Source organism: Pseudomonas sp. 3MAES_34.3B (assembly GCF_058145875.1).
On record NZ_CM176960.1, the window covers coordinates 533645 to 559683 of the forward strand.

General features: G+C 60.1%; 23 protein-coding genes, 2 tRNA genes and 3 rRNA genes. 20 read left to right on the plus strand and 8 right to left on the minus strand.

The features are described 5' to 3' along the window. Nucleotides 1-62 precede the first annotated feature (62 nt). Genes AC3Z8Y_RS02350 through AC3Z8Y_RS02360 form a run of 3 tightly spaced genes read left to right on the plus strand, consistent with a single transcriptional unit; the run spans nucleotide 63 to nucleotide 2520 of the window. Nucleotides 63-1088 carry an aminoglycoside phosphotransferase family protein gene (locus AC3Z8Y_RS02350; RefSeq protein ID WP_490088301.1) on the plus strand — a complete coding sequence of 342 codons (1026 nt, stop codon included), beginning with the start codon at nucleotides 63-65 and terminating at the stop codon, nucleotides 1086-1088. Next, complete coding sequence (gene murU / locus AC3Z8Y_RS02355) at nucleotides 1085-1756, plus strand: N-acetylmuramate alpha-1-phosphate uridylyltransferase MurU (RefSeq protein ID WP_490088302.1); 672 nt, start codon at nucleotides 1085-1087, stop codon at nucleotides 1754-1756. The genes AC3Z8Y_RS02350 and murU overlap by 4 nt, the downstream gene beginning before the upstream one ends. Then, nucleotides 1756-2520 carry a TerB family tellurite resistance protein gene (locus tag AC3Z8Y_RS02360; RefSeq protein ID WP_490088303.1) on the plus strand — a complete coding sequence of 255 codons (765 nt, stop codon included), beginning with the start codon at nucleotides 1756-1758 and terminating at the stop codon, nucleotides 2518-2520. Before murU ends, AC3Z8Y_RS02360 begins: the two co-directional genes overlap by 1 nt. Nucleotides 2521-2600: 80 nt before the next feature. On the opposite strand, the gene AC3Z8Y_RS02365 is transcribed toward AC3Z8Y_RS02360, so the two are convergent. Further along, nucleotides 2601-3560, minus strand: a complete 960-nt coding sequence (locus AC3Z8Y_RS02365; protein ID WP_490088304.1) for an alpha/beta hydrolase family protein — start codon at nucleotides 3558-3560, stop codon at nucleotides 2601-2603. 139 nt (nucleotides 3561-3699) lie between these two features. On the opposite strand from AC3Z8Y_RS02365, the gene rpe reads away from it, so the two are divergent. From rpe to AC3Z8Y_RS02400, 7 genes are all read left to right on the plus strand, one after another. Further along, nucleotides 3700-4374 carry a ribulose-phosphate 3-epimerase gene (gene rpe, locus AC3Z8Y_RS02370; RefSeq protein ID WP_181119000.1) on the plus strand — a complete coding sequence of 225 codons (675 nt, stop codon included), beginning with the start codon at nucleotides 3700-3702 and terminating at the stop codon, nucleotides 4372-4374. Continuing rightward, nucleotides 4371-5189 carry a phosphoglycolate phosphatase gene (locus tag AC3Z8Y_RS02375; protein ID WP_490088305.1) on the plus strand — a complete coding sequence of 273 codons (819 nt, stop codon included), beginning with the start codon at nucleotides 4371-4373 and terminating at the stop codon, nucleotides 5187-5189. The genes rpe and AC3Z8Y_RS02375 overlap by 4 nt, the downstream gene beginning before the upstream one ends. A gap of 63 nt (nucleotides 5190-5252) precedes the next feature. Beyond that, nucleotides 5253-6734 carry an anthranilate synthase component I gene (gene trpE / locus AC3Z8Y_RS02380; protein WP_490088306.1) on the plus strand — a complete coding sequence of 494 codons (1482 nt, stop codon included), beginning with the start codon at nucleotides 5253-5255 and terminating at the stop codon, nucleotides 6732-6734. Between the two features lie 53 nt (nucleotides 6735-6787). Next, nucleotides 6788-7387: an anthranilate synthase component II gene (locus AC3Z8Y_RS02385; protein WP_490088307.1), complete on the plus strand. Its 600-nt coding sequence runs from the start codon at nucleotides 6788-6790 to the stop codon at nucleotides 7385-7387. A 9-nt stretch (nucleotides 7388-7396) separates the two neighbouring features. Continuing rightward, entirely contained in the window at nucleotides 7397-8446 is a 1050-nt protein-coding gene (trpD, locus tag AC3Z8Y_RS02390) for an anthranilate phosphoribosyltransferase (protein WP_490088308.1), read from the plus strand. Beyond that, on the plus strand, nucleotides 8443-9249 hold the full coding sequence (gene trpC, locus AC3Z8Y_RS02395) for an indole-3-glycerol phosphate synthase TrpC (RefSeq protein WP_490088309.1): 807 nt from the start codon (nucleotides 8443-8445) through the stop codon (nucleotides 9247-9249). Before trpD ends, trpC begins: the two co-directional genes overlap by 4 nt. A 37-nt stretch (nucleotides 9250-9286) precedes the next feature. Next, nucleotides 9287-10003 (plus strand): lipoate--protein ligase family protein, encoded by a 717-nt coding sequence (locus AC3Z8Y_RS02400; protein ID WP_490088310.1) that lies wholly within the window; start codon nucleotides 9287-9289, stop codon nucleotides 10001-10003. Here AC3Z8Y_RS02400 and crp read toward each other — a convergent pair. After that, the gene (crp, locus tag AC3Z8Y_RS02405) at nucleotides 9988-10626 is read right to left on the minus strand and encodes a cAMP-activated global transcriptional regulator CRP (protein ID WP_181113140.1); all 639 of its coding nucleotides are present in this window, start codon (nucleotides 10624-10626) and stop codon (nucleotides 9988-9990) included. The two genes, AC3Z8Y_RS02400 and crp, sit on opposite strands and share 16 nt — an antisense overlap. A 186-nt stretch (nucleotides 10627-10812) precedes the next feature. Between crp and AC3Z8Y_RS02410 the strand changes: the two genes are divergently transcribed. Both AC3Z8Y_RS02410 and speD read left to right on the plus strand, forming a co-directional pair. Then, nucleotides 10813-11256 carry an OsmC family protein gene (locus AC3Z8Y_RS02410; RefSeq protein WP_490088311.1) on the plus strand — a complete coding sequence of 148 codons (444 nt, stop codon included), beginning with the start codon at nucleotides 10813-10815 and terminating at the stop codon, nucleotides 11254-11256. A gap of 208 nt (nucleotides 11257-11464) precedes the next feature. Next, nucleotides 11465-12259 carry an adenosylmethionine decarboxylase gene (speD, locus tag AC3Z8Y_RS02415; protein ID WP_181113135.1) on the plus strand — a complete coding sequence of 265 codons (795 nt, stop codon included), beginning with the start codon at nucleotides 11465-11467 and terminating at the stop codon, nucleotides 12257-12259. A 54-nt stretch (nucleotides 12260-12313) separates the two neighbouring features. Here speD and coq7 read toward each other — a convergent pair whose 3' ends face one another. From coq7 to hemJ, 4 genes are all read right to left on the minus strand, one after another. Continuing rightward, nucleotides 12314-12961 carry a 2-polyprenyl-3-methyl-6-methoxy-1,4-benzoquinone monooxygenase gene (gene coq7, locus AC3Z8Y_RS02420; RefSeq protein WP_490088312.1) on the minus strand — a complete coding sequence of 216 codons (648 nt, stop codon included), beginning with the start codon at nucleotides 12959-12961 and terminating at the stop codon, nucleotides 12314-12316. A 41-nt stretch (nucleotides 12962-13002) separates the two neighbouring features. Beyond that, nucleotides 13003-13341 (minus strand): histidine triad nucleotide-binding protein, encoded by a 339-nt coding sequence (locus AC3Z8Y_RS02425; RefSeq protein WP_490088313.1) that lies wholly within the window; start codon nucleotides 13339-13341, stop codon nucleotides 13003-13005. 71 nt (nucleotides 13342-13412) lie between these two features. Then, entirely contained in the window at nucleotides 13413-14186 is a 774-nt protein-coding gene (locus AC3Z8Y_RS02430) for an SDR family NAD(P)-dependent oxidoreductase (protein ID WP_490088314.1), read from the minus strand. Between the two features lie 83 nt (nucleotides 14187-14269). Next, nucleotides 14270-14695: a protoporphyrinogen oxidase HemJ gene (gene hemJ, locus AC3Z8Y_RS02435; RefSeq protein WP_181113123.1), complete on the minus strand. Its 426-nt coding sequence runs from the start codon at nucleotides 14693-14695 to the stop codon at nucleotides 14270-14272. A gap of 132 nt (nucleotides 14696-14827) precedes the next feature. Between hemJ and argC the strand changes: the two genes are divergently transcribed. Beyond that, nucleotides 14828-15862: an N-acetyl-gamma-glutamyl-phosphate reductase gene (argC, locus tag AC3Z8Y_RS02440; protein ID WP_490088315.1), complete on the plus strand. Its 1035-nt coding sequence runs from the start codon at nucleotides 14828-14830 to the stop codon at nucleotides 15860-15862. Between the two features lie 120 nt (nucleotides 15863-15982). Further along, on the plus strand, nucleotides 15983-16333 hold the full coding sequence (erpA, locus tag AC3Z8Y_RS02445) for an iron-sulfur cluster insertion protein ErpA (protein ID WP_181113117.1): 351 nt from the start codon (nucleotides 15983-15985) through the stop codon (nucleotides 16331-16333). 49 nt (nucleotides 16334-16382) lie between these two features. On the opposite strand, the gene AC3Z8Y_RS02450 is transcribed toward erpA, so the two are convergent. Together AC3Z8Y_RS02450 and AC3Z8Y_RS02455 are read right to left on the minus strand one after the other, a co-directional pair. Next, on the minus strand, nucleotides 16383-17474 hold the full coding sequence (locus AC3Z8Y_RS02450) for an anhydro-N-acetylmuramic acid kinase (protein ID WP_490088316.1): 1092 nt from the start codon (nucleotides 17472-17474) through the stop codon (nucleotides 16383-16385). Continuing rightward, on the minus strand, nucleotides 17474-18901 hold the full coding sequence (locus tag AC3Z8Y_RS02455; protein ID WP_490088317.1) for a peptidoglycan DD-metalloendopeptidase family protein: 1428 nt from the start codon (nucleotides 18899-18901) through the stop codon (nucleotides 17474-17476). Before AC3Z8Y_RS02455 ends, AC3Z8Y_RS02450 begins: the two co-directional genes overlap by 1 nt. A 219-nt stretch (nucleotides 18902-19120) precedes the next feature. On the opposite strand from AC3Z8Y_RS02455, the gene tyrS reads away from it, so the two are divergent. The 6 genes from tyrS (at nucleotide 19121) to rrf (ending at nucleotide 26030) form a co-directional block, all read left to right on the plus strand. Further along, the gene (tyrS, locus tag AC3Z8Y_RS02460) at nucleotides 19121-20320 is read left to right on the plus strand and encodes a tyrosine--tRNA ligase (protein WP_490088318.1); all 1200 of its coding nucleotides are present in this window, start codon (nucleotides 19121-19123) and stop codon (nucleotides 20318-20320) included. A 513-nt stretch (nucleotides 20321-20833) separates the two neighbouring features. Beyond that, a 16S ribosomal RNA gene (locus AC3Z8Y_RS02465) occupies nucleotides 20834-22370 on the plus strand. Nucleotides 22371-22477: 107 nt separating this feature from the next. Continuing rightward, nucleotides 22478-22554, plus strand: a tRNA-Ile gene (locus tag AC3Z8Y_RS02470). A 29-nt stretch (nucleotides 22555-22583) separates the two neighbouring features. After that, nucleotides 22584-22659: transfer RNA gene (locus tag AC3Z8Y_RS02475), tRNA-Ala, on the plus strand. 242 nt (nucleotides 22660-22901) lie between these two features. Beyond that, nucleotides 22902-25789, plus strand: a 23S ribosomal RNA gene (locus tag AC3Z8Y_RS02480). Between the two features lie 125 nt (nucleotides 25790-25914). Continuing rightward, a 5S ribosomal RNA gene (gene rrf / locus AC3Z8Y_RS02485) occupies nucleotides 25915-26030 on the plus strand. The 16S, 23S and 5S rRNA genes sit together here with 2 tRNA genes alongside, the layout of an rRNA operon. Nucleotides 26031-26039: the final 9 nt, after the last annotated feature.

Here is a 26039-nt window from a genome sequence, read left to right on the forward strand (position 1 = left end):
AAAAGATGCTGGATAATAAAGCATGACCCGCTTGACGGCTAGCGCCGTCGGAGACTCCTTAAATGCCCGATCAAGATGTACGCCTCGAACAACTTCAGCCATGGCTTGAGTTGCAACTCAAGAACCTGTACCAGGCCCAAGGCTGGGGCGAGGTGCCCGAGGGCGAATTGACCGCCGCCAGCAGCGACGCGAGCTTCCGCCGTTATTTCCGCTGGGCTACCCCTGAGCGAAGCTTCATCGTGATGGATGCCCCGCCGCCGCAGGAGAACTGCAAACCGTTCGTGGACATCGCCGCGCTGCTGGCGAGCGCCGATGTGCATGTACCTTTTATTCATGCGCAGGATCTTGAGCGGGGCTTTCTGCTGCTCAGTGACATGGGGCGCAAAACCTACCTGGATGTGATCTCCACGGATAACGCCGACGCGTTGTTCGATGCGGCGATACAGGCATTGCTGAAGTTTCAGCAGCTTCCCATGGCCGCGCCGTTGCCCAGCTATGACGACGCGCTGCTGCGCCGCGAGCTGGAGCTGTTCCCCGAATGGTACGTTCGCCGCCACCTGGGCGTGGAGTTCGACCAGAACCAGCGAGCGCAGTGGGCTGCGGTCAGCCAGTTGTTGATCGACAGCGCCCTGGCGCAGCCCCGGGTGCTGGTGCACCGGGACTACATGCCGCGCAACCTTATGTTCAGCACGCCCAACCCCGGTGTGCTGGATTTCCAGGATGCCGTTTATGGGCCGGTGACCTATGACATCACCTGCCTGTTCAAGGACGCGTTCCTCAGCTGGCCCGAGGCTCGGGTAGGCGATTGGCTGAGCCAATACTGGCACGCGGCGCGTGAGCAAGGTGTGCCAGTGCAGCCCGACCTTACCGATTTCCTCAGGGCCAGCGACCTGATGGGGGTTCAGCGCTACCTCAAGGTCATCGGTATCTTTGCCCGCATCTGCCATCGCGACGGCAAGCCTCGCTACCTGGAGGATGTACCGCGCTTCTTCGCCTACATCAGTGCGGTGTGCAAGCGGCGCAAGGAATTGTCAGGGCTGGCCGAGCTGCTGGGTAGCCTGCCGCAACCCGGCGAGGCTAGCGTATGAGGGCAATGATCCTCGCCGCCGGCAAAGGCGAGCGGATGCGCCCACTTACCCTGCACACGCCCAAGCCACTGCTGCCAGCGGGCGGCGTGCCTTTGATCGAGCATCAGTTGCAGGCGCTGTTGGCTGCCGGTTACCGGGACGTCGTGATCAACCACGCCTGGCTCGGTGAGCAGATCGAAGCCTACCTGGGCAGCGGCGAGCGATTTGGCGCGCACATCCGCTATTCGCCTGAAGGCGAGCCGCTGGAAACCGGCGGCGGGATCTTCAAGGCCTTGCCGCTGTTGGGCGATGGTGCCTTTGTGATCGTCAACGGCGACGTATGGTCCGGTTATGACTATTCACGTTTGCGCTTGCCTGAGGGCGCCTTGGCGCACCTGGTGATGGTAAATAACCCGGCTCACCATCCTTCGGGCGACTTTGCCCTGAATGAAGGGCGGCTGGCCGACCTGCCCGCAGCGGGTCAACCCTTGACCTACAGCGGTATCGCTGTGTTGCACCCTTTGTTGTTCGAGGGCTGCGCCGAGGGTGCTTTCAAGCTGGCCCCCTTGCTGCGCAAGGCCATGGCTGACGGGCGCGTGACGGGTGAGTACTTTGATGGCCCTTGGGTAGATGTAGGAACCCCGGAGCGCCTTGCAGAGGTTGAGCAACTGCTTGCGGAGCGCCATTGATGTTGTGGCCGGTGACAGTAGTAGGCGTGACGGCGGGCTTTGCGTTGGCTCACATTCCAGGCGCGATCCTGGGCGGCTTGCTGGGCCAGGTGGTGGACCGCCGCCTGGATGTTCACCGCTGGGCCGAGCTGTGGGCCCGCATGAATGGGCGCGCGGGGCTGGCCGAGGATGAGCTGCTATTCGTGTTGCTAGGGCGGCTGGCCAAGGCGGACGGCCGTGTTCAGGAAAACCACATTGCCCAGGCACGTAACGAAATGGCCTTGCTGGGGATGGACGCGCCTGCGCGCAAGCGAGCCATTGCCGCGTTTGGCCGTGGCAAGGCTGGCAAGGATTCGCTCCGCGGCCACCTGCGCCGATTGCAAGGCCAGCCGACCACGGCCGAAGGGCTGTTGCGGGCTTGCTGGCGGATGGCCTGGGCGGATGGCCGCGTGGGCCCGGCCGAGCAGCAACTTATGCTCGATTGGGGTAACTGGCTTGGCTGGACCGCGCCCCAGTTGCGGGCCTTGGGCCAGGATTACGCGCCTGCATCGCGAACACTGGCGGGCCCGGCCGGCGCCTACCACGATGCCTTGCGGGTGTTGGGCGTTAACGCGGCGACCGACCCGGAACAGATCAAGCAAGCGTATCGGCGATTGCTCAGCCGCCACCATCCCGACAAGCTGCAGGGCAAAGGCGCTAGCCCGGCCCAGGTAAAGGTCGCGACCGAGCGCACGAGAGAGCTGCACGGCGCCTATGAGGTGGTGCGCCGACGGCGGGGGTTCTGAGCCCGCGTGTCAGCCGCCGCAGGATCTGCGGCCTGCCGGGCCGGTCGCCGCCAAGGCGGGCTGCTACAGCGCTCCCAGGTTTAGGACTGCGGACTCAGCCAGCCGCGGATCCGGCGGTACAGTTGCTCCTGTTCGGCCGCGCGGTCGCCGGGCAGGGCATTGAGCTCGGTCTGGCTATATTGGCTACCGGCCTGGCGCTTGCTGGCTTGCAGGCGCTGAGCTGCGGCACTGCGCAAGTTGGGATTGGTCGCGTAATAAATGTCTGCTACCGGCACCTTCAGCTGCGGCGCCAGCAGGTCGAGCCCGGCCGGGGCTGACTCGGGCGTTCTACCCGCTACCATCACCAGGCGCTGAGCGCGTGAAGGCTGGCGTTCGCTCAGGTAGCGGGCGGCCCAATAGGCGCCGGTTCCATGCCCCAGCAGCACGATGTTGCGTGCCTTCACCTGCTGAGCAAAGGCAATGCCGGCGTCGATACGCGCAAAGATTCGGGCGGCGTCCGTTTTCAGCTGGTCATCGGTGCTGTTCTCGCCTTCCGCCGGTGTGGTGGTGTCCGAGCCGCTGGCCGCTGCCTGTTCGATCGGCGCGTTGGCATCGGGGGGCGTTGCCGAGCTTCCCGCTGCCGCCGGGGCGGGCGGTTCGATGCCGCGCGGTTGCACCGCTTCGCTGACAAGGTCGGGGAGGGTAAGGCTGAGCGTGCCCCAGCGGGCATCCGGCAGCCTTGTGCGCAGTGGCGCTACAACGTCGGGCCAGTTGGCGCTCTCTCCGGCCCCCGGAACAATGATCACCATGCCCACCGGGTCAGCGTCGTTTGCCGGGTGCCACAAGGCCATGAAGTTATCCCCGCTGGCCTGCAACGTTTGTACCTCCTGGGCAGGAAGCTGGCGCGCGATGGCCTGGGCCTCCTGCTCGCTGCGCTCGAGCAAGGGCGCACGCTCTACGGCTGCGGGCGGCGCGGCGGGTTCATCAGCGGCGATGGCATGAAATGAAAAGGGCAGGGCGGTCGCCAGCGCGAGCAGCCTGGCACAGTAAAAAGCGCGCATCGTGGTTTCCATATCGATTGCTTGACCGCAGCCTAAGGCCATTCGGCGGCCACCGCCAGTGCCCTTGGCCGCGCCACTGCCCGCCTTGGGCCGCCATCGGCTACAATGCGCGCCACCGTGTTCAGCCTACAGGTCCAGCATGCAACCCTTCGCTATTGCGCCGTCTATCCTCTCCGCCGACTTCGCTCGCCTGGGCGAGGAGGTAGACAACGTACTCGCCGCTGGAGCGGATGTGGTGCATTTTGATGTGATGGACAACCACTACGTCCCCAACCTGACCATCGGCCCGATGGTGTGCGCCGCCCTGCGCAAGTACGGCATCACCGCGCCGATCGACGTGCACCTGATGGTCAGCCCGGTAGACCGCATCATTGGTGATTTCATCGAAGCCGGCGCCACCTATATCACGTTCCACCCAGAAGCCACCCAGCACATCGACCGCTCCCTGCAGCTGGTGCGCGAAGGCGGCTGCAAGTCGGGCCTGGTGTTCAACCCGGCTACCCCCCTGAGCGTGCTGGAATACGTGATGGACAAGGTGGACATGATCCTGCTGATGAGCGTGAACCCGGGTTTCGGTGGGCAGAAATTCATCCCCGGCACGCTCGAGAAGCTGCGCCAGGCGCGGGCGATCATCGACGCCAGCGGCCGGGATATCCGTCTGGAAATCGACGGCGGCGTGAACGTGCACAACATTCGTGAGATCGCTGCCGCGGGCGCCGATACCTTCGTGGCCGGCTCGGCCATCTTCAATGCCCCGGATTACCGCGCGGTGATCGACAGCATGCGCGCCGAGCTCGCCCTGGCCCGCCCATGAGCGGGTTCGAGCGGTTGTTCCCCGGCCAGTTGCCCAGGCTGGTGATGTTCGACCTCGACGGCACACTGGTGGATTCGGTGCCGGGCCTGGCCGCCGCAGTCGATCGCATGCTCATCGAACTCGGCCGGCCGCCTGCAGGTATCGACGCGGTGCGCCTGTGGATCGGCAACGGTTCGAAGGTGCTGGTGCGTCGGGCGCTGGCTGGCGGCATCGAGCACAGCGCGGTCGATGACGAACTGGCCGATCGCGGGCTCGCGCTGTTCATGACGGCGTACGGCGAGGACCACGGCCGCACCGAGGTATACCCGGGCGTTCGCGATACCCTGAAGTGGCTGGCCAAGGAAGGCGTGGAAATGGCGCTTATCACCAACAAGGCCGAGCAGTTCGTGGCGCCGTTGCTCGATGAGCTGAAGCTGGGGCGGTATTTTCGCTGGATCATCGGTGGCGATACGCTGCCACAACAGAAGCCTGATCCGGCCGCGCTGTTTCATGTAATGAAAATGGCCGGGGTAGCCCCGGAACACGCCCTGTTCGTGGGCGATTCGCGCAACGATATCCGCGCGGCCAAAGCCGCTGGCGTGGCCTGCGTGGGCCTTACCTATGGCTACAACCATGGGCGGCCGATTGCTGAAGAGCAGCCCTCACTGGTGCTGGATGACCTGCGGGCACTTTTGCCTGGTTGCTTCGAGCGTGCCGCTGAGATAACGTTGCCCGACACCCCTGCCCCTTCAGGTCGAGAATCCCCCGTGGCGGTTACCTGCAAACTCTGGATGAAAGTCATCAAGGCCCTGGCCCGCTGGCGCTGGCGCGCCTGACTTCCCCTGGCCGGTCCGCCGGCGCGTTTGCTCGTACTCCGTTCTTTCCGCCACGAGGCAGCTATGACCCGCGAAGAATTCTTGCGCTTGGCCCAATCCGGCTACAACCGCATTCCCCTTGCCCACGAAACCCTGGCCGACTTCGATACGCCGCTGTCGATCTACCTGAAGCTGGCTGACCAGCCCAACTCCTATCTGCTGGAGTCCGTGCAGGGCGGCGAGAAGTGGGGGCGTTATTCCATCATTGGCTTGCCCTGCCGAACCGTATTGCGGGTGCATGGCCATGCGGTAAGCGTCACCCGTGACGGGATCGAGATCGAGCAGCACGAGGTCGAGGATCCGCTCGCCTTCGTCGAGGCGTTCAAAGCCCGTTACAACGTGCCCACCATTGCCGGCTTGCCGCGCTTCAACGGCGGGCTGGTAGGGTATTTCGGTTATGACTGTGTGCGTTATGTAGAGAAGCGCCTGGGCGCGTGCCCCAACCCGGACCCTATCGGTGTGCCGGACATCCTGCTGATGGTGTCGGATGCCGTGGTGGTCTTCGATAACCTGGCGGGCAAGATGCACGCCATCGTGCTGGCCGACCCTGCCCAGCCAGACGCCTACGAACAAGGCCGCGCACAGCTGGCAGAACTGATCACTCGGCTACGCCAGCCCATTACGCCGCGCCTTGGCCTGGACTTTTCCCGGCCAGCGGGCGCGGAGCCGGCGTTCCGCTCCAGCTTCAGCCAGGAAGACTTCGAGCGAGCGGTGAGCACCATCAAGGATTACATCCTGGCAGGGGACTGCATGCAAGTTGTGCCCTCTCAGCGCATGTCCATCGACTTCGCCGCGGCGCCCATCGACCTGTACCGCGCCCTGCGTTGCTTCAACCCCACGCCCTACATGTACTTCTTCAACTTCGGTGATTTCCACGTTGTGGGCAGTTCCCCCGAAGTGCTGGTGCGGGTGGAGGACAATCAGATCACCGTTCGCCCCATCGCAGGTACCCGGCCACGGGGTGCTACCGAAGAGGCGGATCACGCGCTGGAAGTGGACCTGCTCAGCGACCAGAAGGAGCTGGCCGAACATTTGATGCTGATCGACCTGGGCCGCAACGACACCGGGCGGGTATCGGAAATCGGCAGCGTGAAGCTCACCGAGAAGATGGTGATCGAGCGTTACTCCAATGTGATGCACATCGTTTCCAACGTGACCGGCCAATTGAAGGCAGGGCTGACCGCCATGGACGCGCTGCGCGCCATACTGCCGGCCGGCACCCTGTCGGGGGCGCCGAAAATCCGCGCCATGGAAATCATCGACGAGCTGGAACCCGTCAAGCGTGGCGTGTACGGCGGCGCCGTGGGTTATTTTGCCTGGAACGGCAACATGGACACCGCTATTGCCATACGCACGGCCGTCATCAAGGGTGGCGAGCTGCATGTGCAGGCGGGCGCGGGCATCGTGTCCGACTCGGTACCGGCCCTGGAATGGGAAGAAACCCTGAACAAGCGGCGGGCAATGTTCCGTGCCGTCGCACTGGCCGAGCAGGCCACGGCTGAATAAGCGGAGCGGGCCGCACAGGGCCTGCCCGATTCCCGATTCGAGAGGTTCGCGCCATGCTGCTGATGATCGATAACTACGACTCCTTTACCTACAACGTTGTGCAATACCTGGGTGAGCTGGGCGCCGAGGTCAAGGTGGTGCGCAACGATGAACTGACCGTTGCGCAAATAGAGGCGCTGGCGCCGGAGCGCATCGTGGTGTCCCCGGGCCCCTGCACGCCAAGCGAGGCGGGTATCTCGATCGAGGCTATCCTCCACTTTGCTGGCAAGCTGCCGATCCTGGGTATTTGCCTGGGCCATCAGGCGCTGGGCCAGGCCTATGGCGGTGAAGTGATCCGCGCCCGCCAGGCGATGCACGGTAAAACCAGCCCGGTTACTCACCGTAACCTGGGCGTATTCGAGGGGCTTGCGCAGCCACTGACCGTGACCCGTTACCACTCGCTGGTGGTGAAGCGCGAAAACCTGCCGGACTGCCTGGAAGTGACTGCCTGGACGCAACACGCCGACGGCAGCGTGGACGAGATCATGGGGCTGCGCCACAAAACCCTGAATATCGAGGGCGTGCAGTTTCACCCGGAGTCGATCCTCACCGAACAGGGCCATGAGCTGCTGGCCAATTTCCTCAAGCAAACCGGCGGCACTCGCCAGGGTTAAGGACACCAGATGGATATCAAGACAGCCCTGGGGCGCGTGGTCAGCCAGCTGGACCTGAGCACCGAAGAAATGCGCGACGTGATGCGGCAGATCATGACCGGCCAATGCACGGAAGCACAGATCGGCGCGTTCCTGATGGGCATGCGCATGAAAAGCGAAAGCATCGACGAGATTGTCGGCGCTGTGTCTGCCATGCGTGAGCTGGCTGGCAAGGTGGAGCTCGGCACCTTGGACAAGGTGGTCGACATCGTTGGCACCGGCGGCGATGGCGCGAATATCTTCAACGTGTCCACTGCCTCGGCGCTGGTAGCCGCTGCCGCGGGGTGCACGGTGGCCAAGCATGGCAACCGCGCGGTGTCCGGCAAAAGCGGCAGCGCGGACCTGCTCGAGGCGGCCGGGGTTTACCTTAACCTCACCCCTGTTCAGGTGGCGCGCTGCATCGACAGCATCGGCATTGGCTTTATGTTCGCCCAGGCCCACCATGGCGCCATGAAGTTCGCCGCCGGGCCCCGAAAGGACCTTGCCCTGCGCACGCTGTTCAACATGATCGGGCCGCTGACCAACCCGGCGGGCGTAGTGCATCAGGTGGTGGGTGTGTTCAACCCCGCCCTGTGCCGCCCGTTGGCCCAGGTGCTGCTGCGCCTGGGAAGCAAGCACGTGCTGGTAGTGCACTCGCGCGATGGCCTGGATGAGTTCAGCCTGGCCGCCCCTACCACCGTGGCGGAGCTGAAGAACGGCGAAGTGATCGAATACACCGTGGAGCCCGAAGACCTTGGGCTGCGCAGCCAGAGCTTGCACGGCCTCACGGTCGATAGCCCGCAAGCGTCGCTTGAGTTGATTCGCGATGCGCTGGGGCGCCGCAAGACCGAAAACGGTCGCAAGGCTGCCGAGATGATCATCCTCAATGCCGGCGCCGCGCTTTATGCCGCGGACCACGCCACCACGCTCAAGGAAGGGGTAGCCTTGGCCAGCGACGCGCTTCATACGGGGCTGGCCCGGGAAAAACTCGAAGAACTGGGCGCCTTTACCGCCGTATTCAAGCAGGAGAACGAAGCATGAGCGTGCCAACAGTGCTGGAAAAGATCCTGGCCCGCAAAGCCGAGGAAGTAGCCGAGCGCAAGGCGCGTATCAGCCTGAGCGAACAACAGGCGGCTGCCCGCGTTGCGTCGCCCGCCCGCGGCTTCGCCGAAGCCCTGCTACGTCAGCGCAAGCTCAAGCAACCTGCGGTGATCGCCGAGGTGAAAAAGGCCTCCCCGAGCAAGGGGGTGATCCGTGAGGAGTTCTTCCCCGCCGAGATTGCCAAAAGCTACGAAGCCGGCGGCGCCACGTGCTTGTCGGTACTCACCGATATCGACTTCTTCCAGGGCGCCGACCACTACCTCCAGCAGGCGCGCGACGCTTGCTCGCTCCCGGTGATCCGCAAGGATTTCATGATCGACCCCTACCAGATCTATGAAGCCCGGGCCCTGGGCGCCGACTGTATCCTGCTGATCGTGTCCGCGCTGGACGACGGCCTGATGGTCGAACTGGCAGGCGCCGCCAAGGACGCCGGCCTGGACGTGCTGGTAGAAGTGCACGACGGGGACGAACTGGAGCGCGCGCTCAAGCATCTGGATACCCCTTTGATCGGCGTGAACAACCGCAACCTGCATACCTTTGAGGTCAGCCTGGAAACCACCCTCGACCTGCTGCCAGGCATGCCGCGGGACCGTATGGTGATTACCGAAAGCGGCATCCTCAATCGCGCGGATGTGGAGCTAATGGAGATCAACGACGTGTACGGCTTCCTGGTGGGCGAAGCCTTCATGCGCGCGGAGCACCCGGGCGACGAGCTGGCGCGGTTGTTCTTCCCGCAGCGCTAAGCTCGGGCTATTGGCGCAAGGCGCAAGGAGCACCTTCATGGATGACGTTCGGCGACTTACCACCGAGCAAGGCTTGCAGGCTGAGCTGGCGTTGCTCGCTTCGGTGTGTGATGGCGAGCGTGCCGATGGGCTATTGCTGTGGCAGCCCACCGACCAAGCCTTGGTAATGCCTCGGCGCATGGAGCGGTTGCCCGGTTTTTCAGACGGTGCTGCGGCCGCTGCGCCGCTTGGCTGGCCGGTACTGCTGCGCGAAACCGGTGGCGAGCCGGTACCGCAATCCCCGGCCACTATCAACGTGGCGCTGGTGTACGCAGCGCCGCGCGTCGAGGGTGATCTCAATCGGCTGGAGCGCGCTTACCTTCGGCTATGCGATCCGTTGTGTGCAGTGGTTCTCGGGCTGGGCGCGCAGGCAAGCCTGGGCGAGGTGCCAGGTGCTTTCTGCGATGGGCGCTACAACGTGAATATCGACGGGCGCAAATGGGTTGGCACCGCGCAGCGTTGGCGGCAGTCACGCCACCATGGAGGGCCGGTGGTGCTGGTGCATGGGGCCATGCTCATGGAAAACCAACGTGCAGAAATGATCGCGGTAGTGAATGCGTTCAATGAGGGCTGCGGGCTAGCTCAGCGCTGCAACCCTGGCAGCCATGTTGCCTTCGAGGAACGCTTCGCGGGTGTGCATGCGCTGGGCGAACTGCAAGCGGCCCTCGAGGCAGAGCTTGCAGCCATTCGCGTGCTGAATCAGCGAGTACCGTAGACCACCATGGTTTTGCCTTTCACGTGGATCAGCTGGCGCTCTTCCAGGTCCTTCAGCACGCGCCCGACCATCTCGCGGGAACAGCCTACGATCCGGCCAATCTCCTGACGGGTCACCTTGATCTGCATGCCGTCCGGGTGCGTCATCGCATCCGGTTCCTTGCACAAGTCGGTAAGGCAGCGCGCAACGCGCCCGGTAACATCATGGAAGGCCAGGTCGCCCACCTTGCGGGTGGTCCTGCGCAGCCGGTAAGCCATCTGCGTGCCGAGGCTGTACAGTATTTCCGGGTCCAGGCGCGCCAGCTCACGAAACTTCGCGTAGCCCACTTCGGCAACTTCGCATTCGGTCTTTGCCCGTACCCAGGCGCTGCGTTCGCCTTCCATATGAGGCGGATCGAACAACCCCAACTCACCGAAGAAGTCACCCTGGTTGAGGTAGGCAATCACCATTTCCCGGCCGTCACTGTCTTCGATCAGAATCGTGACCGAGCCTTTGATGATGTACGAGAGCACATTCGATTTGTCGCCCGCACAGATGATAGTGCTCTTGGCCGCATAACGGCGGCGTTGGCAATGAGCCAACAGCTTGTCGACAGGGTTGATCTTGGCGGCTAACGCGACCATGGGCTGGGGTTCCGGTACGGGGCGACAGGGTAGTGTGGCGGCATGCCATCATCTTGACGTCAGCTTACCAGCACTTCATCTGTATCGCGATATTTACCGATAACTTGAGCCCGCCGGGCATTTGCGTCTGATTTGGCCCATGGAGGCCTGTGCTAAGCTGGCGGCCTTTTAAGCGGAGAGCCAGCAATGAAGGCACGAATTCAATGGGCCGGCGGGGCCATGTTTATCGGTGAATCCGGCAGCGGGCACGCTGTGGTCATGGACGGCGCGCCGGAAAACGGCGGTCGCAACCTGGGTGTGCGGCCCATGGAGATGGTGCTTATCGGCCTGGGCGGCTGCAGCAGCTTCGACGTGGTCGCCATCCTCAAGAAGGCCCGCCAGCCTGTGGAAAGCTGCGAAGCGTTCCTGGACGCCGAGCGCGCCGAGGATGATCCGAAGGTCTTTACCCGCATTCACCTCAACTTCGTGGTGCAGGGGCGTGGCCTGAAGGAATCTCACGTGAAGCGCGCCGTGGAGTTGAGCGCCGAAAAGTATTGCTCGGCGTCTATCATGCTGGCGCGCGGCGGGGTGAACATCACTCACTCCTACGAAATCGTCGAGCTGGGCGACGGCGACATCCAGACATCATAAAAGCCGCTCATACTCTGGCATACAGTGGCGCGGGTCTGCATAATGCGCCACTTTTTCAAGGCCGACCTTGAAGCCGGGAGCCCCCGGGCAAGACAACCAAAATCGCCATCGCGAAGAGGTGTAAACCGTCCTACGCAGACGCCAGCCGGCGCCTGACGGGCATGCTTGATCACGCGGCCGGGCCGCATTCAAAGAGAGTTTTCCAACGGTGAAAAGCAAACTCAAGCTCCATGGGTTCAATAACCTGACCAAGACCTTGAGCTTCAACATCTACGACATCTGCTATGCGCAGACGCCGCAGGACCAGCAGGCTTACGTCGAGTACATCAACCAGGAGTACGACGCCGCCCGCCTGACCCAGATCCTTACGGATGTTGTAGATATCATTGGTGCCAATATCCTGAACATCGCGCGTCAGGACTACGAGCCACAGGGCGCCAGTGTGACCATCCTCATATCCGAACAACCGGTTACCCCTACCGAGAGCCAGATCGAGGAATCCCCCGGCCCGCTGCCGGATACCATCCTCGCGCACCTCGACAAGAGCCATATCACGGTGCATACGTATCCGGAAATTCACCCGGATAACGGCATCGCGACATTCCGTGTGGACATTGACGTTTCCACCTGTGGGGTGATTTCACCGCTCAAGGCGCTGAATTACCTGATCCACCAGTTCGACTCGGATATCGTCACCGTGGATTACCGCGTACGTGGGTTTACGCGTGACATCGAAGGGCGCAAGCACTTCATCGACCACGAGATCAACTCGATCCAGAATTACCTGTCCGAGGACACGCGTGACGCCTACCAGATGGTTGACGTGAACGTGTATCAGGACAACCTCTTCCATACCAAGATGTTGCTGAAGGAATTCGAGCTGGACAACTACCTGTTCGGCGACGCCACCAGCAACTTCTCCGCCGAGCAGCGCAGCCAGGTAACGGAGCGGGTGAAGCACGAAATGCTCGAGATCTTCTACGGGCGTAACTTCGCCCAGTAAGCGAGCGGTACCCGGCCGGGCTTTGCGCCCGGCTATGGGTACCGCGCTCGGCGGTCAGATCCGATAGGTACTCTTGGTCATCACCTTTGCCATCAGGCTCATGCCCAACTTCACCGGCAGTGGGAAGCGCAAGCCCCCGGCATCCAGTGCCGCTTGTGCATGATGGGCTTCGTCCGTGCGCATCTGCTCCAGAATCGCGCGAGACTTCTGATCCTCTACAGGGATTTTCTCCAGGTGCTCATCAAGGTGCTTGCATACCTGTTGCTCGGTTGCAGCCACAAACCCTAGGCTCACCTTGTCGCTGATCAGGCCGGCAACCGCGCCCATTCCGAATGACGCGCCATAGAACAACGGGTTCAGCACGCTTGGGCGGCTGCCCAGTTGGCGGATACGTTGCTCGCACCACGCCAGATGGTCCACCTCTTCATCAGCGGAATGTTCCATGGCTTCACGGATTTCCGTGCGCCGCGCCGTTAGCGCCTGGCCCTGATACAAAGCCTGAGCGCAAACTTCTCCGGTATGGTTCACGCGCATCAGGCCGGCCACGTGCTTGCTTTGGGCGTCGCTCAGGGCAACGTCCGGCTGTAGCAGGGCGGGCGAGGGGCGAGCAGGTTGCCCGCTGAACGGCAACAGCGTGCGGGCGACGTTATCCGCCTGGAGCAGCAGTTTGTCGATAGTCGAATAGTGACGGTCGTTGGCCACGAAAACCTCCTGGGATGAGAATGGCGGGGCGCGCGTGGTAATCAGCCCGGCGGCCAGTGCATCTGGCGCTGGCCGAGCACATGCATGTGGATGTGATAAACCGTCTGGCCGCCCAGTTCATTGCAGTTCATTACAACGCGGAAGCCCTTCTCGCAGCCAAGTTCTTTGGCCAGCCGTTGCGCGGTGAACAGAATGTGCCCGGCAAGCGGTGCATCTTCCTCGGTGAGGTCGGCCAAGGTGGCAATGGCCTTCTTGGGGACTACCAGAAAATGCACCGGGGCCTGGGGTGCGATGTCGTGGAAGGCGATGACCTGATCATCCTCATAGATGATCTTGGCAGGTATTTCCTTCCGGATGATCTTGTCGAAAAGCGTGTCCACAGCGTTTCTCCCTGGCTGTCAGTGTGGTGCAGTTTACCTATCCGGGCGCGCATCCGCCCAGCGCTCTCTGTTCAGGCCCTGGCAGCGGTGCGGTTGATCGAGGAAAGGGCCTTGCGTACCAACCATCGAGGTGCCACCCGCGAAGCGCGAACCAGCCAACGGTTACGCCACCCGGGAATAATCAGCGCCTTGTTGCGTTCCAGTGCCAGCACTGCGGTAAGTGCCACTTCTTCAGGCGTCATCGGCAGGCGGCTACCGCGTTTTTCACGCTGCTGTTCGCCGTGCACGCGCAGAGGACCGGGGCAGAGCACCGATACACCGATACCACTCTGCCGGAGTTCTTCGCGCAGCCCTTCCGAAAGGTGCAGTACGTAAGCCTTGCTGGCAGCATAGCTGCTCATCCAGGGCCCTGGCTGGAAAGCCGCTACCGAGGCTACGTTGAGAATCTGACCGCCGCCGTGCACGGCCATGGCGTTGCCGATCGAATGGCAGAGGCGAGCCAGGGCCAGCATGTTCAGCTCGATCAGGTCCTGCTCGCGCAGCCAGTCCTGGGCCAGAAAGTGCCCCTGCGAATGCAGCGCTGCGCAATTCACAAGCAAGTCGATGTGCTGCCCGCTTTCCTCGAGCTCCAGCAGAAAGCCAGTGAGCCGCAGGGGTTCGCTGAGGTCGCAGCCGCGGAACAGCACTTCCACGCCGAAGCGCTGGGTAAATTCGATCGCGATCGGTTCGAGGTCGTCACGGTAACGTGCCACCAGCAGCAGGTTGCGGCCTCGCCGGGCCAAGGCTTCGGCCAAGGCCAGGCCAAGACCGCTCGAGGCGCCTGTCACCAAGGCATAGGAAGGCATAGGGGGTACCGATTGCGAATAAAGAAGAGCGCCGCAGTTTAACGTCACGCCTGAAGCGTGTCACAAGCTGCCGCGCTCACAGATCAGAAGGGCTTGACCACTACCAGCACCACGATCACCAGCAGCAGAACCACCGGCACCTCATTGAACCAGCGATAGAACGTATGGCTATGGCGGCTTTCGTTGCGCTCGAACCGCTTGCGGTGGGCGCCGCACACATGGTGATAGCCGATCAACAGTACTACCAGGGCAAGCTTCGCATGCAGCCAACCCATGCTCATCCAGCTGGGGTTGAGGTAAACGAGCCAGGCGCCAAAGATCAGGGTCAGCAGCATGGATGGGGTCATGATGCCGCGGTAGAGCTTGCGCTCCATGATCACGAAGCGTTCCCGGCTGGGCGTGTCTTCGCTCATGGCGTGATAAACGAACAGTCGGGGCAGGTAGAACAGCGCCGCAAACCAGCACACCAGGCTCACGATGTGCAGGGCTTTGATCCAGAGATAGAGCATTTCCAGGCTTCCACGGTTTAGACCGTCACGATAGTAGAGCGCCAGCGCCCACGCGTCACGCCAACAGTTGTCGCCCCTGCCGCACGCCCCTATTATCCGGGCTTTCCGATCGTGTTCAGGGTGGGCAGGCAAATGGTCAAGGTGGGTATTGTTGGCGGCACGGGTTACACCGGTGTCGAGTTGTTGCGCCTGCTGGCCCAGCATCCCGAGGCTGAAGTCGCGATTATTACGTCCCGGTCGGAAGCCGGCGTATCGGTGGCTGACATGTATCCGAACCTGCGCGGCCATTACGACAGTCTCAAATTCAGCGTGCCAGACACCGCCGCCTTGGGTGCCTGCGATGTGGTGTTCTTCGCCACGCCCCACGGTGTCGCCCATTCCCTTGCAGGTGAATTGCTGGCAGCTGGCACACGTGTGATCGACCTGTCTGCGGATTTTCGCCTGCAAAACGCCGAAGAATGGGCGCGGTGGTATGGGCAGCCCCACGGCGCGCCTGAATTGCTGGGCGAAGCTGTGTATGGCCTGCCGGAAGTGAACCGCGAACGCATTCGCTCCGCTCGCTTGATTGCAGTGCCGGGTTGCTATCCCACCGCAACCCAGTTGGGTTTCCTGCCGCTGCTCGAAGCCGGGCTGGCGGACAACACCCGCTTGATCGCGGACTGTAAATCCGGGGTAAGCGGAGCTGGCCGTGGTGCGAGCGTAGGCTCACTGTTCTGCGAAGCCGGCGAAAGCATGAAGGCCTATGCCGTGAAGGGGCATCGGCACCTTCCCGAGATCACCCAGGGGCTGCGCCAGGCGGCGGGCGGCGAGGTCGGCTTGACCTTCGTTCCCCACCTTACCCCGATGATTCGCGGCATTCATGCCACCCTCTACGCTACCGTGGCGGATACGTCCGCAGACCTGCAGGCCTTGTTCGAGCGCCGCTATGCCGATGAGCCGTTTGTGGACGTGATGCCGGCGGGCAGCCACCCTGAAACCCGCTCCGTGCGTGGCGCCAACGTTTGCCGTATTGCGGTTCACCGCCCTCAGGGTGGGGATCTGGTAGTTGTGCTTTCGGTGATCGACAACCTGGTCAAGGGCGCCTCCGGGCAAGCCGTTCAGAACCTCAACATCCTATTCGGCCTCGACGAGCGCCTGGGCCTGGCGCACGCGGGCTTGATGCCGTAATTACGGCCGGTGCGGAATGAGCGGGCGGCGTGCCCTGAGCAATTGTTGACCATTTTGCTCGGGAAAGCGGATAATGCCCGCATTTCGCATTAGAGTTCGGCTAGCGCCGGGAGAGTCAACATGAGTGTCGAAACCTTCACGCCCACGGTGTTGCAGTTCACGCAGGGTGCCGCCCACAAGGTGAAAACCCTGGTCGAGGAAGAGGGCAACGATCGTTTGAAGCTTCGCGTATTCGTGACCGGCGGCGGCTGCTCGGGCTTCCAGTACGGCTTCACGTTCGATGAAGACATCGCCGACGATGACACCATCGTAGAGCGCGAGGGCGTAAGCCTTGTGGTAGATCCCATGAGCTTCCAGTACCTGGCCGGCGCAGAAGTGGACTACCAGGAAGGGCTTGAAGGGTCTCGTTTCGTGATCAACAACCCCAATGCCAGCACCACTTGCGGTTGTGGGCAGTCGTTCTCGATCTGACCCTTCGCATCAGCTGTACGAACGCCGCGCATTGTCGCGGCGTTTTCGTTCATGCCGGGTAGATCGCGCCCAGCACCCGCAACCCGCTCGCACCTGTCACTTCAGGGCGATTGGCCGGGATACCTTCCAGGCAACAGTGGGCCAGCCAGGCAAACGCCATGGCTTCCATCCAGTCCGGGGCCACACCCAGGGCATCGGTGCTCAGCACTCGGCTTTCCGGCAGCAGGCTTTGCAAGCGGGCCATGAGCGCCGCATTGTGAGCGCCGCCACCGCACACGAACACCCCTTCGGGGGCCGGCATCGCTTTGAGCAGGGCCTCAGTGACCGTGCGCGCCGTGAGTTCGAGCAATGTTGCTTGCACGTCCGCTTGGCTGACCTGTGGGTGTTTCGTCAGCTGGTGCTGCAGCCAAGCGAGGTTGAAGACCTCCCGGCCGGTGCTTTTGGGGCCTGTGGCGGCGAAGAATGGGTCTGCCAGCACTGTATTCAGCAGTGCCTGATCTACCACGCCACTGGCTGCCCACGCGCCATCCCTGTCGAACAGCTCGCCACGGCAGGCGTTTATCCAGGCATCCAGCAGTACGTTGCCTGGGCCGCAATCGAAACCGTACACGGGATGCCCCGGGCGGATAAGGCTCAGGTTGGAAAAGCCTCCCACGTTAAGCACGGCGACCGCGTTACCTTCAGCGGCGAACAGCGCTTCATGGAAGGCTGGCACGAGGGGGGCGCCTTGGCCGCCAGCGGCCACATCACGGCGGCGGAAATCCGAAACCACCGTAATGCCAGTGCGCTCTGCGAGCAGGGCCGGGTTACCGATCTGGACAGTAAAGCCACGGGCGGGCTCATGGCGGATGGTCTGGCCGTGGCTACCAATGGCCCGTATCTGGGGCGCTGTTATTCCGGCTTCGGAGAGCAGATGGTTGATGCCGTCGGCTGCCAGGGTAGCCCAGGCGTTTTCAGCAAGCGCTACGCGGGCGACCTCGTCGTTGCCACTGGCACACAAGGCGAGCAGCTCGGCGCGCAGCGAATCAGGAAGGGGTACATAGCGAGAGGCGATCAAGCGGGTGGTGCCCTCTTGGGACACCACCGCGATGTCGAGACCATCCAGGCTGGTGCCCGACATGACCCCGACATACAGGCTCATCAGCGCTTGCTCGCTACGAGGGTAGAGCGCTCCTGGTCCATGCGGGCCATAAGCGGTTGGGCAACTTGCAGGAAGCGCTGGCGTTCGTTGCGGGCGATGGGGTCTGCCATCGGGAGCTTCTGGCCCAGAGGGTCCACGTGCACGCCGTTTACCTGGAATTCGTAGTGAACATGCGGGCCAGTGGACAAGCCAGTAGTGCCGATGTAACCAATCACTTGGCCTTGCTTCACCGGGCTGCCGTCACGAATGCCTTTGGCGAAGCCCTGCATATGCCCGTAGAGCGTGCGGTAGGTATTGCCGTGCTGGATGATCACGGTGTTGCCATAGCCGCCTTTGCGCCCGGCAAGAACGACCTTGCCGTCACCGGTAGCCTTGATCGGGGTACCCCGTGGCGCGGCGTAATCCACCCCTTGGTGGGCGCGGATCTTGTTCAGAATGGGGTGCTTGCGGCCGCCAGAAAAGCGCGAACTGATGCGGGCGAAATCCACCGGTGAGCGGACGAATGCCTTGCGCATGCTGTTGCCGTCGGCCGTGTAGTAGTTCGTGTTGCCCTGCTTGTTGGTGTATCGCACCGCCGTGTAGGTTTTGCCTCGATTGATGAACCGGGCGGAGAGCACGCTGCCGGTGCTGATCACCTTGCCGTCCAGTACGCGCTGCTCGTACACCACATCGAACTGATCGCCGGGGTGGATGTCCTGGGCGAAGTCCACGTCGTAGCCGAAGATGTTTGCCAGATCCATGATCTGGGCGTGGGACAGCCCGGCGCGCTGCGCTGACATCGACAGTGAGCTGGTAATCGTGCCGTGGGCATAGGCCGCACGCGTGACAGGGGTCTCAACCGCGCGCTGGAAGGCGAACATGCCATTGCTGCCGCGCTCCAGGCGTATGGATTCAAGGTGCGACAGCTTGGTGTGAAGCGTTTGCAGCTTGCCGTCAGGCGTGAGTTCAAACTCGAGGATCTGGCCCTTGTGCAGGTGCGTGAACTGTTTCGCCTGCTTGTCGCTATCCAGCGCCGACTGTACCTCGGCGGCCGAGAGGCCCACTTTTTCAAACAGCGCCGAAAGCGTATCTCCGCGGCCGACCACGACCTGCCGATGAAGCTCCGCAGGCGCCGCAGCTACCGCAGGCGCTGGTTCTGGCTGGGCCGGAGTTTCAGGAGCAGAAGCCGTTGCGTCATCCGCGTCACCTTCTATCTGCGCGAAAGGCGAATCCCCGTTCCCAGGTGGGGTAGAGAGCGTATCCGGGCTCTGCTCCTCCAAGGTTTGGGTTGGCGGTTCCAGGTCGATGGCGAGGGAGGTTTTCTTGGCTTCAACCTCCGCGGAGGGAAATACGAGCAGTGCCAGGCTAAGCAGGGCGGCGATGCCGCTGGCGGCCAGCAGGTGCGTTTTGGGGTACAGGGGCGGCGCTTTGGTTGGGGCGTCGGTCATGGGTTCTGGACTTTATAAATGAGAATGGAAATGACTTGGAAAAGATGAATGACATGATGAAGATGAAATAACTGCCTAAAATATAACCAATTCATCTGTGAGGCAAGCTTTCCCAGACGCTTTTACCCAAGCGCCAAGTCACATCGCTGTGCTGCTTGGGTTTGGGGCGGTGATCTTGTATGTTGGGCGTTTTTGAATCGCAGCCTTGTGGGGCTTTATATGCACTCTATTGACGAGCAGCTGGCGCTGATCAAGCGCGGCGCGGAAGAGGTATTGGTCGAGGCTGAGCTCATCGAGAAGCTCAAGCGCGGGCAGCCGCTTCGAATAAAGGCCGGTTTCGACCCAACGGCACCCGACCTCCACCTGGGGCACACCGTGCTTATCAACAAGCTGCGGCAGTTCCAGGATCTGGGGCATCAGGTGATCTTCCTTATTGGGGACTTCACGGGAATGATCGGCGACCCCAGCGGCAAGAGCGCCACGCGCCCGCCTCTGACTCGGGAGCAGGTGCTGGAAAACGCCGAGACCTACAAGACCCAGGTGTTCAAGATTCTCGACCCCGCCCGCACCGAGGTGGCGTTCAACTCCACCTGGATGGACCAGATGGGCCCGGCGGACTTCATTCGCCTTACTTCCCAGTACACCGTGGCGCGGATGCTGGAACGCGATGACTTCCAGAAGCGCTACAGCGGTAACCAACCGATCGCGATCCACGAGTTCCTCTATCCGCTGGTGCAGGGTTACGACTCCGTTGCCTTGCGGGCAGACGTGGAGCTGGGCGGTACCGACCAGAAGTTCAATTTGCTGATGGGCCGCGAATTGCAGCGCGGCTATGGGCAGGAAGCACAGAACATCGTGACCATGCCGCTGCTCGAAGGCCTGGATGGCGTGAAGAAGATGTCCAAGTCCCTGGGCAACTATATAGGTATCCAGGAAGCGCCCGGCGTGATGTACAGCAAGCTGCTGTCTATTCCCGACACCTTGATGTGGCGCTACTTCGAGCTGCTGAGCTTCCGGTCCATGGCCGAGATCGACGGTTTCAAGGCCGACGTTGCTGCCGGCGCGAACCCGCGGGATATCAAGATCAAGCTCGCCGAGGAAATCATTGCTCGCTTCCACGGTGAAGAAGCTGCCGCGAATGCGCATCGAGGTGCGGGTAACCGTATGAAGGAAGGGGAGCTGCCTGAAGACCTTCCAGAGGTAGCGCTGGTAGCCGCCGAGCCTATGCCTATTGCAGCGGTGCTCAACCAGGCAGGCCTGGTGAAGAACTCGGCAGCTGCGCGCGATCTGCTCAGCGCAGGCAGTGTGCGTATAGATGGTGAGGTAGTGGACCGCTCCTTTGTATTCCAGCTGGGCGCAGCTCACGTGTGCCAGGCGGGCAAAAAGGCCTTTGCACGCATCACTCTGAGCGCCGAGTAAGTTTTTCAAAATAGCTGTTGACGCCCTTTCAAAAGCCCTTATAATGCGCCCCACTTCCAGCGACAACGGAACGGCAAACTTCTGGAGAATCAACGAGTTAGCAGTTCAGGTAAGCGGGAAGTGGCTTCGATCTCCGGATCGGATGCGGTGAGAAAGGGGGTTGACAGCAGGTTGTAACGCTGTAGAATTCGCCTCCCGCTTCGAGAGGTAAGTGAAGCGGTCAAGTGTTTGAAGTTGAACGAGAAATTCTGAAAACTTCCAAAATAAACGCTTGACACGATGTAAGGTTAGCGTAGAATGCGCGCCTCGGTTGAAGCGAACAGCTCAACCAACCGCTCTTTAACAAAATGAATCAAGCAATTCGTGTGGGTGCTTGTGAGTTGGACTGATTGTCACAATGATTATCAGCATCACAAGAACTCAAGCGAAGAAATTCGAATTGAGTGGCTTCCTTCGGGAAGTCTTGCGATTGCTGAGCCAAGTTTAGGGTTTTCTCAAAACCCAAGCAGTATTGAACTGAAGAGTTTGATCATGGCTCAGATTGAACGCTGGCGGCAGGCCTAACACATGCAAGTCGAGCGGATGATGGGAGCTTGCTCCCGGATTCAGCGGCGGACGGGTGAGTAATGCCTAGGAATCTGCCTGGTAGTGGGGGACAACGTTTCGAAAGGAACGCTAATACCGCATACGTCCTACGGGAGAAAGTGGGGGACCTTCGGGCCTCACGCTATCAGATGAGCCTAGGCCGGATTAGCTAGTTGGTGAGGTAAAGGCTCACCAAGGCGACGATCCGTAACTGGTCTGAGAGGATGATCAGTCACACTGGAACTGAGACACGGTCCAGACTCCTACGGGAGGCAGCAGTGGGGAATATTGGACAATGGGCGAAAGCCTGATCCAGCCATGCCGCGTGTGTGAAGAAGGTCTTCGGATTGTAAAGCACTTTAAGTTGGGAGGAAGGGCAGTAAGCGAATACCTTGCTGTTTTGACGTTACCGACAGAATAAGCACCGGCTAACTCTGTGCCAGCAGCCGCGGTAATACAGAGGGTGCAAGCGTTAATCGGAATTACTGGGCGTAAAGCGCGCGTAGGTGGTTTGTTAAGTTGAATGTGAAATCCCCGGGCTCAACCTGGGAACTGCATCCAAAACTGGCAAGCTAGAGTACGGTAGAGGGTGGTGGAATTTCCTGTGTAGCGGTGAAATGCGTAGATATAGGAAGGAACATCAGTGGCGAAGGCGACCACCTGGACTGATACTGACACTGAGGTGCGAAAGCGTGGGGAGCAAACAGGATTAGATACCCTGGTAGTCCACGCCGTAAACGATGTCAACTAGCCGTTGGGAGCCTTGAGCTCTTAGTGGCGCAGCTAACGCATTAAGTTGACCGCCTGGGGAGTACGGCCGCAAGGTTAAAACTCAAATGAATTGACGGGGGCCCGCACAAGCGGTGGAGCATGTGGTTTAATTCGAAGCAACGCGAAGAACCTTACCAGGCCTTGACATCCAATGAACTTTCCAGAGATGGATTGGTGCCTTCGGGAACATTGAGACAGGTGCTGCATGGCTGTCGTCAGCTCGTGTCGTGAGATGTTGGGTTAAGTCCCGTAACGAGCGCAACCCTTGTCCTTAGTTACCAGCACGTTAAGGTGGGCACTCTAAGGAGACTGCCGGTGACAAACCGGAGGAAGGTGGGGATGACGTCAAGTCATCATGGCCCTTACGGCCTGGGCTACACACGTGCTACAATGGTCGGTACAGAGGGTCGCCAAGCCGCGAGGTGGAGCTAATCTCACAAAACCGATCGTAGTCCGGATCGCAGTCTGCAACTCGACTGCGTGAAGTCGGAATCGCTAGTAATCGCGAATCAGAACGTCGCGGTGAATACGTTCCCGGGCCTTGTACACACCGCCCGTCACACCATGGGAGTGGGTTGCACCAGAAGTAGCTAGTCTAACCTTCGGGGGGACGGTTACCACGGTGTGATTCATGACTGGGGTGAAGTCGTAACAAGGTAGCCGTAGGGGAACCTGCGGCTGGATCACCTCCTTAATCGACGACACAGCCGCCCATAAGCACCCACACGAATTGCTTGATTCCTTGAAGAAGACGATAGAAGCAGCTTTAAGCCGCAAGCTCGAAGCTACAAGCTCGAAATTGGGTCTGTAGCTCAGTTGGTTAGAGCGCACCCCTGATAAGGGTGAGGTCGGCAGTTCGAATCTGCCCAGACCCACCAATTCTCGTGTGGTCACCCTGTAGATATACGGGGCCATAGCTCAGCTGGGAGAGCGCCTGCCTTGCACGCAGGAGGTCAGCGGTTCGATCCCGCTTGGCTCCACCACTTAAAGCTTGTTGCTTGCAGCCGAAAAAGCAGAAATGAATATTTGCCCGCGCGAATATTGATTTCTGGTTTTTACTTCAGAATCGTTCTTTAAAAATTTGGGTATGTGATAGAAAGATAGACTGGACAGCACTTTCACTGGTGTGTGTTCAGGCTAAGGTAAAATTTGTGAGTTGAATCGCGAATTTTCGGCGAATGTTGTCTTCACCACCGTACGATCCCGAGATTGCTTGGGGTTATATGGTCAAGTGAATAAGCGCATACGGTGGATGCCTTGGCAGTCAGAGGCGATGAAAGACGTGGTAGCCTGCGATAAGCTTCGGGGAGTCGGCAAACAGACTTTGATCCGGAGATCTCTGAATGGGGGAACCCACTCAGCACAAGCTGAGTATCTTGTACTGAATCCATAGGTGCAAGAGGCGAACCAGGGGAACTGAAACATCTAAGTACCCTGAGGAAAAGAAATCAACCGAGATTCCCTTAGTAGTGGCGAGCGAACGGGGACCAGCCCTTAAGTTGATTTGAGATTAGCGGAACGCTCTGGAAAGTGCGGCCATAGTGGGTGATAGCCCTGTACGCGAAAATCTCTTGTCAATGAAATCGAGTAGGACGGAGCACGAGAAACTTTGTCTGAACATGGGGGGACCATCCTCCAAGGCTAAATACTACTGACTGACCGATAGTGAACCAGTACCGTGAGGGAAAGGCGAAAAGAACCCCGGAGAGGGGAGTGAAATAGATCCTGAAACCGTATGCGTACAAGCAGTGGGAGCAGACTTGTTCTGTGACTGCGTACCTTTTGTATAATGGGTCAGCGACTTATATTCAGTGGCGAGCTTAACCGAATAGGGGAGGCGTAGCGAAAGCGAGTCTTAATAGGGCGTTTAGTCGCTGGGTATAGACCCGAAACCGGGCGATCTATCCATGGGCAGGTTGAAGGTTAGGTAACACTGACTGGAGGACCGAACCGACTACCGTTGAAAAGTTAGCGGATGACCTGTGGATCGGAGTGAAAGGCTAATCAAGCTCGGAGATAGCTGGTTCTCCTCGAAAGCTATTTAGGTAGCGCCTCATGTATCACTGTAGGGGGTAGAGCACTGTTTCGGCTAGGGGGTCATCCCGACTTACCAAACCGATGCAAACTCCGAATACCTACAAGTGCCGAGCATGGGAGACACACGGCGGGTGCTAACGTCCGTCGTGAAAAGGGAAACAACCCAGACCGTCAGCTAAGGTCCCAAAGTTATGGTTAAGTGGGAAACGATGTGGGAAGGCTTAGACAGCTAGGAGGTTGGCTTAGAAGCAGCCACCCTTTAAAGAAAGCGTAATAGCTCACTAGTCGAGTCGGCCTGCGCGGAAGATGTAACGGGGCTCAAACCATACACCGAAGCTACGGGTGTCACGCAAGTGACGCGGTAGAGGAGCGTTCTGTAAGCCTGTGAAGGTCAGTTGAGAAGCTGGCTGGAGGTATCAGAAGTGCGAATGCTGACATGAGTAACGACAATGCGAGTGAAAAACTCGCACGCCGAAAAACCAAGGTTTCCTGCGCAACGTTAATCGACGCAGGGTTAGTCGGTCCCTAAGGCGAGGCTGAAAAGCGTAGTCGATGGAAAACAGGTTAATATTCCTGTACTTCTGGTTACTGCGATGGAGGGACGGAGAAGGCTAGGCCAGCCTGGCGTTGGTTGTCCAGGTTTAAGGTGGTAGGCTGGGATCTTAGGTAAATCCGGGATCCCTAGGCCGAGAGCTGATGACGAGTGCCTTCGGGCATGAAGTGGTCGATGCCATGCTTCCAGGAAAAGCTTCTAAGCTTCAGGTAACCAGGAACCGTACCCCAAACCGACACAGGTGGTTGGGTAGAGAATACCAAGGCGCTTGAGAGAACTCGGGTGAAGGAACTAGGCAAAATGGCACCGTAACTTCGGGAGAAGGTGCGCCGGCGAAGGTGAAGGGCTTGCCCCGTAAGCTTTTGCCGGTCGAAGATACCAGGCCGCTGCGACTGTTTATTAAAAACACAGCACTCTGCAAACACGAAAGTGGACGTATAGGGTGTGACGCCTGCCCGGTGCCGGAAGGTTAATTGATGGGGTTAGCGCAAGCGAAGCTCTTGATCGAAGCCCCGGTAAACGGCGGCCGTAACTATAACGGTCCTAAGGTAGCGAAATTCCTTGTCGGGTAAGTTCCGACCTGCACGAATGGCGTAACGATGGCGGCGCTGTCTCCACCCGAGACTCAGTGAAATTGAAATCGCTGTGAAGATGCAGTGTATCCGCGGCTAGACGGAAAGACCCCGTGAACCTTTACTATAGCTTTGCACTGGACTTTGAGCTTGCTTGTGTAGGATAGGTGGGAGGCTATGAAGCGTGGACGCCAGTCTGCGTGGAGCCATCCTTGAAATACCACCCTGGCAACCTTGAGGTTCTAACTCAGGTCCGTTATCCGGATCGAGGACAGTGTATGGTGGGTAGTTTGACTGGGGCGGTCTCCTCCCAAAGAGTAACGGAGGAGTACGAAGGTGCGCTCAGACCGGTCGGAAATCGGTCGTAGAGTATAAAGGCAAAAGCGCGCTTGACTGCGAGACAGACACGTCGAGCAGGTACGAAAGTAGGTCTTAGTGATCCGGTGGTTCTGTATGGAAGGGCCATCGCTCAACGGATAAAAGGTACTCCGGGGATAACAGGCTGATACCGCCCAAGAGTTCATATCGACGGCGGTGTTTGGCACCTCGATGTCGGCTCATCACATCCTGGGGCTGAAGCCGGTCCCAAGGGTATGGCTGTTCGCCATTTAAAGTGGTACGCGAGCTGGGTTTAGAACGTCGTGAGACAGTTCGGTCCCTATCTGCCGTGGACGTTTGAGATTTGAGAGGGGCTGCTCCTAGTACGAGAGGACCGGAGTGGACGAACCTCTGGTGTTCCGGTTGTCACGCCAGTGGCATTGCCGGGTAGCTATGTTCGGAAGAGATAACCGCTGAAAGCATCTAAGCGGGAAACTTGCCTCAAGATGAGATCTCACTGGAGCCTTGAGCTCCCTGAAGGGCCGTCGAAGACTACGACGTTGATAGGTGGGGTGTGTAAGCGCTGTGAGGCGTTGAGCTAACCCATACTAATTGCCCGTGAGGCTTGACCATATAACACCCAAGCAATCTGTGTAAGCACAGAGCGCGGCGGTGAAGACACACCGAAAATTGGCGACATCACAAACATCACATACCCAGATTCGCGACCGCGTGCAAACGGGGCCGCTACCGAATTTCTTGACGACCATAGAGCATTGGAACCACCTGATCCCATCCCGAACTCAGCAGTGAAACGATGCATCGCCGATGGTAGTGTGGGGTTTCCCCATGTGAGAGTAGGTCATCGTCAAGATTCAAACCC

Coding starts and splice junctions, on each gene's coding strand:
- AC3Z8Y_RS02375 (WP_490088305.1), top strand. CDS start 4,371: ATGAGCGGGTTCGAGCGGTTGTTCCCCGGCCAGTTGCCCAGGCTGGTG.
- AC3Z8Y_RS02400 (WP_490088310.1), top strand. CDS start 9,287: ATGGATGACGTTCGGCGACTTACCACCGAGCAAGGCTTGCAGGCTGAG.
- erpA (WP_181113117.1), top strand. CDS start 15,983: ATGAGTGTCGAAACCTTCACGCCCACGGTGTTGCAGTTCACGCAGGGT.
- AC3Z8Y_RS02450 (WP_490088316.1), bottom strand. CDS start 17,474: ATGAGCCTGTATGTCGGGGTCATGTCGGGCACCAGCCTGGATGGTCTC.
- AC3Z8Y_RS02410 (WP_490088311.1), top strand. CDS start 10,813: ATGAAGGCACGAATTCAATGGGCCGGCGGGGCCATGTTTATCGGTGAA.
- hemJ (WP_181113123.1), bottom strand. CDS start 14,695: ATGCTCTATCTCTGGATCAAAGCCCTGCACATCGTGAGCCTGGTGTGC.
- AC3Z8Y_RS02385 (WP_490088307.1), top strand. CDS start 6,788: ATGCTGCTGATGATCGATAACTACGACTCCTTTACCTACAACGTTGTG.
- AC3Z8Y_RS02365 (WP_490088304.1), bottom strand. CDS start 3,560: ATGCGCGCTTTTTACTGTGCCAGGCTGCTCGCGCTGGCGACCGCCCTG.
- AC3Z8Y_RS02455 (WP_490088317.1), bottom strand. CDS start 18,901: ATGACCGACGCCCCAACCAAAGCGCCGCCCCTGTACCCCAAAACGCAC.
- murU (WP_490088302.1), top strand. CDS start 1,085: ATGAGGGCAATGATCCTCGCCGCCGGCAAAGGCGAGCGGATGCGCCCA.
- crp (WP_181113140.1), bottom strand. CDS start 10,626: ATGGTCGCGTTAGCCGCCAAGATCAACCCTGTCGACAAGCTGTTGGCT.
- AC3Z8Y_RS02350 (WP_490088301.1), top strand. CDS start 63: ATGCCCGATCAAGATGTACGCCTCGAACAACTTCAGCCATGGCTTGAG.
- AC3Z8Y_RS02430 (WP_490088314.1), bottom strand. CDS start 14,186: ATGCCTTCCTATGCCTTGGTGACAGGCGCCTCGAGCGGTCTTGGCCTG.
- argC (WP_490088315.1), top strand. CDS start 14,828: ATGGTCAAGGTGGGTATTGTTGGCGGCACGGGTTACACCGGTGTCGAG.
- rpe (WP_181119000.1), top strand. CDS start 3,700: ATGCAACCCTTCGCTATTGCGCCGTCTATCCTCTCCGCCGACTTCGCT.
- tyrS (WP_490088318.1), top strand. CDS start 19,121: ATGCACTCTATTGACGAGCAGCTGGCGCTGATCAAGCGCGGCGCGGAA.
- trpC (WP_490088309.1), top strand. CDS start 8,443: ATGAGCGTGCCAACAGTGCTGGAAAAGATCCTGGCCCGCAAAGCCGAG.
- AC3Z8Y_RS02360 (WP_490088303.1), top strand. CDS start 1,756: ATGTTGTGGCCGGTGACAGTAGTAGGCGTGACGGCGGGCTTTGCGTTG.
- trpE (WP_490088306.1), top strand. CDS start 5,253: ATGACCCGCGAAGAATTCTTGCGCTTGGCCCAATCCGGCTACAACCGC.
- trpD (WP_490088308.1), top strand. CDS start 7,397: ATGGATATCAAGACAGCCCTGGGGCGCGTGGTCAGCCAGCTGGACCTG.